5 protein-coding genes are annotated in these 8,095 nt (G+C 55.3%); 2 read left to right on the forward strand and 3 right to left on the reverse strand.

Annotated features, from left to right (window positions below; translation table 11 throughout):
• Positions 1-12: 12 nt before the first annotated feature.
• Complete coding sequence (locus ACIQ2T_RS10500; protein WP_397590761.1) at positions 13-2,832, reverse strand: TonB-dependent receptor; 2,820 nt, start codon at positions 2,830-2,832, stop codon at positions 13-15.
• Between the two features lie 173 nt (positions 2,833-3,005).
• On the opposite strand from ACIQ2T_RS10500, the gene ACIQ2T_RS10505 reads away from it, so the two are divergent.
• Entirely contained in the window at positions 3,006-5,162 is a 2,157-nt protein-coding gene (locus tag ACIQ2T_RS10505) for an RNA degradosome polyphosphate kinase (RefSeq protein WP_397590762.1), read from the forward strand.
• Between the two features lie 5 nt (positions 5,163-5,167).
• Positions 5,168-6,622 carry a Ppx/GppA family phosphatase gene (locus ACIQ2T_RS10510; RefSeq protein ID WP_397590763.1) on the forward strand — a complete coding sequence of 485 codons (1,455 nt, stop codon included), beginning with the start codon at positions 5,168-5,170 and terminating at the stop codon, positions 6,620-6,622.
• Between the two features lie 49 nt (positions 6,623-6,671).
• On the opposite strand, the gene ACIQ2T_RS10515 is transcribed toward ACIQ2T_RS10510, so the two are convergent.
• Together ACIQ2T_RS10515 and ACIQ2T_RS10520 are read right to left on the reverse strand one after the other, a co-directional pair.
• Positions 6,672-7,691: an aldo/keto reductase gene (locus ACIQ2T_RS10515; protein ID WP_397590764.1), complete on the reverse strand. Its 1,020-nt coding sequence runs from the start codon at positions 7,689-7,691 to the stop codon at positions 6,672-6,674.
• A gap of 25 nt (positions 7,692-7,716) precedes the next feature.
• Positions 7,717-8,095, reverse strand: a 379-nt coding sequence (locus tag ACIQ2T_RS10520; RefSeq protein ID WP_397590765.1) for a UbiA family prenyltransferase, incomplete at its 5' end; no start/stop codon positions are given.

Here is an 8,095-nt window from a genome sequence, read left to right on the forward strand (position 1 = left end):
GCAGATTGCGCATTAGAAGTTTACGCGGATACCACCTGAATAGCGGCGGCCGAAGCGTTCCCATTCAATCGTGTAGCGGCTTGAAAATGGCGTCGGAACGCCCTGCGCAGTCAAGATGTTAGACGGATCGGAAAAACGGCGGCCTGGATTGTTCAGCAGGTTTGCAGCGTCGAAATACACTTCGATACCCTTTGAGATTTCATACCGTGCCGAGAAGTCCAGTTCATCGTCATTCGCCCAATAAGTATCGCCGGCGCTGTCTAGATTGTCTGCAAATCCATCAGCCCAATTGGTGCGGTTCTGATACTGCAACCGCAGCGACAAGCCATATTTCTCGTAATAAGCACCGACATTGTAAACGACCTCGGATGTGCCAGGCAGCGGCACCTTGCGCTCGGGCGAGACAATGGCGCCTGCGGCATCAAGTAACGCGGGCTTAGTAACTTCACTGTCATTGTAGGTGGCATTTGCAGTAATGCCAAAGCCGCCCATCCAGTCGGGCAAGCCAAGGTCGGAGACATAGGGGTCTAACTGCATCTGTGCAGCCGCTTCAACGCCAAACACTCGACCCGAACCGCCGTTGGTAATCCCGCTAAAGGCATAACCCGAACGGTCAATATTATTGCTGTCTAGCGCGTTCGAACCAAAAACCCGGCGCGATGTATACAGTACGTCTTCTACCTTTTTGTAGAATGCACCGAGCATGAAGTAACCCTGCGGTTGGACATAATATTCATAATAAGCGTCCAAACCATATGCACGCTCCGGCTTTACCGCCGGGTTGCCACCAGAAATCCGCTGATTGCTGTCATCGACAGTAACATTCGGGCGCAGCTGATCATAATCGGCACGCGCCGCGCCGCTGGTAAAGCCAATGCGGATCTTTTGGTCATCTTGTACGTCAAAGTTAAGATGCATGCTCGGGAATACCAATGTGCCATCAGATTCGGCAGTGACTGGCGCGGTGACTGAACCAATGGTGGCCACGGCGATACCACGATTTTTTACATGTTCAACGCGCGCACCACCAACAAGCGAACCCCAGTCATATTTGACATTTGCCATCACATATCCGGCATATACTTGCTCACGCACGTCATAGATGTTTCCGGTCACGGGGGCGAAGCTGAAATTTTTGACCGCGGCTTCGCTCGCTGCCCGCATTTTATCTGCGTCAAAATAACGGAATGTATATCCCATCGGTATCTCGCCCTTGAACGGTGTATCAAGGCTGAAACTACTATAGGTAGTCGGGATACCGATTGTTGCAAATTGTGCTGCCGTGTTCAGCACGATGTTGCTTTCATCAACCGTCTTGGCGCGCTGATCAAACTGGAAGCCCGCTTTTAAAACGGCGTCACCGCCGAAGAATTCCGTTTCGCGGGACACAACAAATTTTGCAGTATACGCTTTCGTTGTGTCAACGGCATCCAGCACGTTGAGCGACGTGAGTGGCTTGGTGAAGCTATCGATAGCCGTAACTTGCGTACCAGCCTGATAACGGGTCGGGCTGCTAAGCTGAATTGTGTTGAACAAAGCTAAGCGGCCAAAATTGGGGTCACTGAAATCATAAGCTACCGTTGGACGCAAATTGCGTGTGCTTGGGCTGTCCCAGGTTGTTTCGCCAACCACGGAACGATCATCTTTCGATTCTGTATAGTTGCCAAGCCAGTTTAATTTCCAGCCATCGCCAAATTCATGTGTGCCTTCGACGGTGTTGGTGAAAATCGATTGTTCAAAGGCGCGCAACGTCGACCGCTGGCGAATGTCGATACCGTAGATAGTGCCCTTGAACGGGGTGTTGCCGATGCAGATATCAGCATAGCCCGTTGTGGTTGGCGTCGGGTTCACTGCGGTCCCACAGTCGGCGGTATTGGCGACGAGATCGCTCTGACGATCATCAAGGTCAAAGCGAAAATTGTCGCGCATTTCGTCATCGGTAAAGGTTGTGTAGATTGAACGCACCGAAATTGTGTTGTCGGCATCAGGCTTCCAGTCCAAACGCCCTGACATCGACCAGTTGCGACGTGTTAGGCGATACAGCTTGTTTTCCGTTTCCTGCGCCCAAAACCGGCTAACGGCACCGGGCCGCTGGTCTTGGCTTACCCGTTCATAATCGATCTCAAAATTGTCAGTGATCATGTCGCGCTGATAATAGCTACCCGACACGAGAATGCCGATTTCGCCTTCGCCGGCGGGTACGCGCGTTGATACGACGGCTGAGCCTTCATATTGTGGCCGGTTGCCGAGTTCGGCGACGCCATAGCCCGCCTTGCCAGCGAAGTGGAACCCATCATAATCGAATGCCGACCGCGTTATGACGTTGACGTTACCCGACACCGTCTCGCCCGGCATGTCAGGGGTAACAGCTTTAGAGACGATGATCTGCGCCGCAATAGCAGATGGAATCGAGTCAAACCGAGCATCGCGGCCTTCTGGGCTCACGACGTTAATGCCGTCGAACGACAAGGTGGTCCAATAATTAGGTGCACCGCGAATACTGATATAGCGTGCCTGCCCCTGGTCGCGCTCAACCGCAACACCTGGAAGGCGGCCAGTCGCCTGCGCAATATTCTGGTCCGGCAGCCGTCCGGCCGCGTCCGACGAAACCACCGATACGAGCGAGTCCGAATTTTTCTGAATTTGCAAAGCGGCCGCTTCTGATTCCGCGATTGGCCTAGAGCCAGTCACAACAATTGCTTCATTCGTCGCCTCATCTGCCGCCGGCGCGGATTGCGCCATGGCTGAAGATGGAAGAATTGCGAGTGCCGCAGCGCTGCCCAGCAAGGCGGTGCGGACAAAAAAGTGCGATTTTATGGACCGAGTTTGCATGTATTTCACCCCTGATATATCGATTTATTGACCTGAGCGTTAGGCAGGGATTGTGAAATCTTCATATATCTACCATGACAAATTGGTGGCACTACGATTACAGTTTGAGTTTAAGCTGCCGTAAATATGCAATGTTTCCATGGCACCGCGTCTGAGATCGATAAGAAGGAACAATGTTCGTGAAGTCCGTGCCGGGTACAAAAATTCTGAAACCCCAAAAGACGCCAGCAGATGCGCGCTATTTCAACCGCGAGCTTTCCTGGTTAAAATTTAACGAGCGCGTGCTTGAGGAGGCATCGAACCCGGCGCACCCGTTACTTGAGCGGCTGCGTTTTCTGTCGATTTCGGGCACCAACCTTGATGAATTTTTCATGGTCCGCGTGGCCGGTCTGCGCGGGCAGCAGCAGCGCCGGATTGAGGAGTTGTCGATTGATGGCCGCACCGCATCCGAACAGCTTTCCGATACCGTCGCCGCCGCCGACCGGCTGATGGTTCAACAGCAAAAGTTGTGGCGCAAGCTGATGAAGGAACTGGGTAGCGAAGGCATTAAAATTGTCCAGCCATCCGCAATGGGGAAGACGCTGCAGACGCAAGTTGGCAAATATTTCCGCGAACAAGTCCTACCCGTTCTCACTCCGCAGGCATTGGACCCTGCGCATCCATTTCCATTCATTCCTAACCAAGGCCTAAGCCTTATTTTCGATATGCGCCGCAAGGATGATGGCGAAGTCGTGCGGCAATTGGTGCTGATCCCGCAATCGCTCGCCCGCTTTATCCGCTTACCCGGCCCCGGCACACGCTTCGTCACAATCGAGGCGCTGATCAAGCATTTCGTCGGGCAAATGTTTCCCGATTATTTGCTCGTCGCAGCGGGCGCATTCCGCATCATCCGCGATAGCGATATTGAGGTTGAGGAAGAAGCTGAAGACCTTGTCCGCTACTTCCGCAGCGCCATAAAGCGGCGCCGTCGCGGGCGGATTATTCGGCTGAAGCTGGAAAAGGGCCTACCAAGCGAATTGGCGACTTTAATCCGTTCGGAACTTGGCGCTGGCGCATCCATAGTGGTCGAAACGGTTGGTTTCTTGGGCATTGGTGACCTCGGGCAATTGGTGGACGAAGACCGACCTACCCTCAAATTCCCGTCATACTCCCCGCGCTTCCCGGAACGCATATTGGAACATGACGGCGATTGCTTTTCGGCGATTAGCCAAAAAGACATCGTTATCCACCACCCTTATGAGAGCTTTGACGTTGTGCTGGCGTTTCTGCAGCAGGCAGCGCTGGATCCAGACGTCGTGGCGATCAAACAAACGCTGTATCGTGCCGGCAAGCAATCCGCCGTCATTCGCGCCTTGTGTGAAGCGGCCGAGGCCGGAAAATCGGTGACCGCGATTGTCGAGCTCAAGGCGCGGTTTGACGAAGAGCAAAATCTGCATTGGGCATCGCAGTTGGAAAATTCTGGCGTGCAAGTCGTGTACGGCTTCATCGATATGAAGACACACGCCAAAATCTCTCTGGTGGTCCGCCGCGAGGCCGATGGGTTCCGGACCTATTGCCACTTGGGCACCGGCAATTATCACCCGATCACCGCCAAAGTGTATACCGACATCAGCTTCTTCACCGCTGACCCACGCGTGGGCCACGATGCCGGACAGATTTTCAATTATATAACAGGCTATATTCCGCCAACCGAGTTGAAGCTGTTGACCATGAGCCCGCTGGGCTTGCGCGAAAAAATCATGTCGTTGATTGACGATGAAATTGCCCATGTCGCCGCAGGACGGCCCGGTGCCGTTTGGGCAAAGCTAAATTCTTTGGTCGATAAGGCCGTCATCGACAAGTTATATGAAGCGAGCGAGGCCGGCGTCGAAATCGACCTGGTGGTGCGCGGCATTTGCTGCTTGCGGCCGGGCGTTAAGGGCCTGTCGTCGCGGATCCGCGTGAAGTCCGTCGTCGGGCGCTTCCTTGAGCACAGCCGTATTTGGGCGATGGGCAATGGCGCAGATTTGCCGAACCCTAATGCCAAAGTCTTCATCTCTTCAGCAGATTGGATGTCGCGCAATTTCGACCGCCGTGTAGAATATATGCTGCCGATTGAGAACCCTACCGTGCATGACCAAATCCTTGATCAGGTTATGGTTGCAAACCTCCTCGACAACCAGCAAAGCTGGATGCTGCGTTCGGATGGACGTTATGAGAGGGTGAAAGCCGGAAGCATGCCATTTAATCTGCATCATTATTTTATGACCAATGCGTCGCTTTCAGGGCGCGGAGGCGCGCTCGCAGATGAGAAGAAGGTTCCAACGCTGAGCCTCGTCCGACAAAGATGAAGGCGGTGCGTCAGGCCGTCATAGATATTGGCTCAAATACCGTTCGGCTCGTTGTGTACGCGGGGCTACCACGTGCGCCCATGCCCATTTACAACGAAAAAAGTAGGATAAAGCTTGGGGCGTGCCTTTCTGGCGATGGTGAAATTGAAAAAGCGACGATGAAAAAGGCGCTGGCCGCACTCGCGCGGTTCGAAACGCTTGCCCGCGCGATGCAGGTGGACAGCATGCGCGTGGTCGCAACCGCCGCAACGCGGGAAGCCAAAAACGGGCATGAGTTAGTCGAAAAAGCAGCCGCGCTTGGTATTCGCGTTGATGTGCTTGATGGCGATGCCGAAGCAACGGCGGCCGGCTATGGCGTGCTGAGCGATAATCCCTTCGCCAATGGCTATGTTGGCGACCTTGGCGGCGGCAGTCTTGAACTTATTCGCATCGCCGATGGCAAATTGGGCGCGCGCGTATCGCTGCCGCTGGGCACATTGCGGCACGATATCCTAATGGGCAAATCGGCCAAGCAGGTCGCAGCAATGTTGCGCGATGATATTGCCAAGACAATGGGCAAGCGCGCCTTCCCGATTGAAACCGGCATGCCCTTTTACATGATTGGCGGTTCATGGCGTAGTTTTGCGCGGCTGCACATGCATGAAACCGGTTATCCGCTGACCATATTGTCCAATTATGAAATGTCGCCAGAGGCTCCAGACGTGCTCGCCCCGCTTACCCAAGACAGGGACGCCTTAACGCGGTCCAACGTGGTCGCAGCGGGCCGCATTTCCGAACTGCCGGGGGCGACCACATTGTTGGGTGGCATTGTCGGATTATTGAAGCCAAGCAAGCTCGTAACGAGCATCTATGGCCTGCGCGAGGGGTTGTTGTTTGAACAATTGACGCCCGCCGAACGCAAGCAAGACCCATTAATTGCCGCCGCACGTTTTGAAGGCGAGCGGCTTGGGCGCTTTCCCTTTCATGGCGATGCCCTTGCCGAATGGATTGCGCCAGTCTTTGCCCGGCAAAGCGCACATAATGCACGGCTGTGTCAGGCGGCGTGTTTGCTGTCCGACAGCGTGTGGAACGTGAATCCCGAATATCGCGCCGACCATGCGCTTGACCTGGCGCTCGACGGCAGTTGGCCAGGCGTCAGCGCCAGCGACCGCGCCGTCATTGCTGCGGCTTTATGGACGGTACATGCCGGAAAGCGCCCCCTTCCCGAAACGCTGATGGCATTGGCCAAACCAGAGGCGCTGGCCCAAGCGGTGATTTGGGGCCTCGCCATTCGCGTTGCCCACCGCCTTGATGGCGGCACCGGCGGCGCGCTTGACGACAGCCGTCTCGACGCAGATGGCGCGACGCTTCGCCTCTACCTCAGCGGCACGGCCGTCCGCTTGCAGTCCAATAGCGTCTCGCGCCGTTTGCAGGCGCTTGGCGAAGCGCTGGGCTGCGCGCAGACGGCGATCATGGACTGAACCAAGTTTGGCGGTGCGGGAGGAGGGTTTCCGTCTCCCCATCACGCTCTCACCCCATCGGGTACAGTATCTCTTTCGTCACCTTGTGCACTGCGGTCATCACTTCATCGCTCAGCTTCAGGTCAATCGCGGCGAAGATATCGTCCAGTTGGTCTTCCTTGCTCACGCCGACTATCGTCGATGCGACAAAGTTATGCTGTTTCGACCAAGCGGTCGCCAGCGTGACTGGTGACATGCCCGCTTCTTGCGCAATAGCGACAATCCGCATCGTGCTTTGAAGCGCGCGTGGTCCCGCAAAACGCTGCGCCATGTCGACTTGGCGCGTGCCTGACATTTCCAGATAGCGAGAAAAACGCGCGCCTTCGGGACGTGCGCCATCGAGATATTTGCCCGACAACACGCCACCACCCAAGGGCGAATAAGGCAGAAGGGAAATGCCCTCCTGACGGCAGACTTGCTTTAACTCGTCTTCAAACCGGCGGTTGTTGATCGAGAAATTATTCTGAATGCTCTCATAGCGCGCGACGCCAAGGCGCTCCGATGTCGCCAACGACTTCATCAGGCCGTAGCTTGTTTCGTTGGAGCAACCCAATACGCGCACCTTGCCCGACCGTACCAGTTCGTCGAGCACTTCCATCGTCTCATCATAAGCAAGGCCATGGTCGGGCCAATGCGTCTGGTAAAGGTCGATATAATCGGTCTGCAACCGGCGCAGGCTTTCTTCGACCGCGGTGATGATATTGTGGCGATCCAGCGTGGTCATGCCGCCGCGCTTGGGCGATTTGAACCATGTGTGGCTTGGCCCCGAAACCTTGGTTGCCATGATAATGGCATCGCGGTTCTTACCCTTCATCCAACGGCCAACAATATCCTCGGTCCGGCCAACCCATTTAATGTCCGGCGGGACGGGATAGCCTTCGGCTGTGTCGAAAAAATTGATGCCGGAATCAAGGCATCTGTCGAGAATGCGATGCGCCTCCGCCTCGTCGGTTTGCGACCCGAAGGTCATGGTGCCCATGCAGATGTCAGACACGTAAATGGCGCTTTTGCCTATGCGACGATGTTCCATAATTCTCTCCCTAGACGCTAGCTTATTATTGTCCGGCCGCACCAACGACCAAAAAAGCAAGCGCGGCCAGCAGCCCAGCCACGCGGTTTGAACGGAACTGGCCAAGCGCGTTGCTGCCATCAGATTTCAACGATGCGACCTGCATGCCCAAATGAAAGGCGACGGGAAGGAGCGCGACCAAAGCCTGCTTTTCGGGCCGGACACTCCAAATCGCCATGCCCCAGCCGAGCAGCGTCAAAATATAGAATGCCGCCACACCTGCTCGGACGTTGCCGCTAAGCCGCAAGGCGCTCGATTTAATCCCGACCAACGCATCGTCTTCGCGGTCCTGCATGGCATAGATGGTGTCATAGCCAACGACCCAGAATATCGTGCCGGCATAAAGCCAGAACATGGCAGCATTG

The sequence above is a fragment of the Sphingorhabdus sp. genome (assembly GCF_044357595.1).
GTDB lineage: Bacteria > Pseudomonadota > Alphaproteobacteria > Sphingomonadales > Sphingomonadaceae > Sphingorhabdus_B.

Coding starts and splice junctions, on each gene's coding strand:
- ACIQ2T_RS10515 (WP_397590764.1), bottom strand. CDS start 7,691: ATGGAACATCGTCGCATAGGCAAAAGCGCCATTTACGTGTCTGACATC.
- ACIQ2T_RS10500 (WP_397590761.1), bottom strand. CDS start 2,832: ATGCAAACTCGGTCCATAAAATCGCACTTTTTTGTCCGCACCGCCTTG.
- ACIQ2T_RS10505 (WP_397590762.1), top strand. CDS start 3,006: ATGTTCGTGAAGTCCGTGCCGGGTACAAAAATTCTGAAACCCCAAAAG.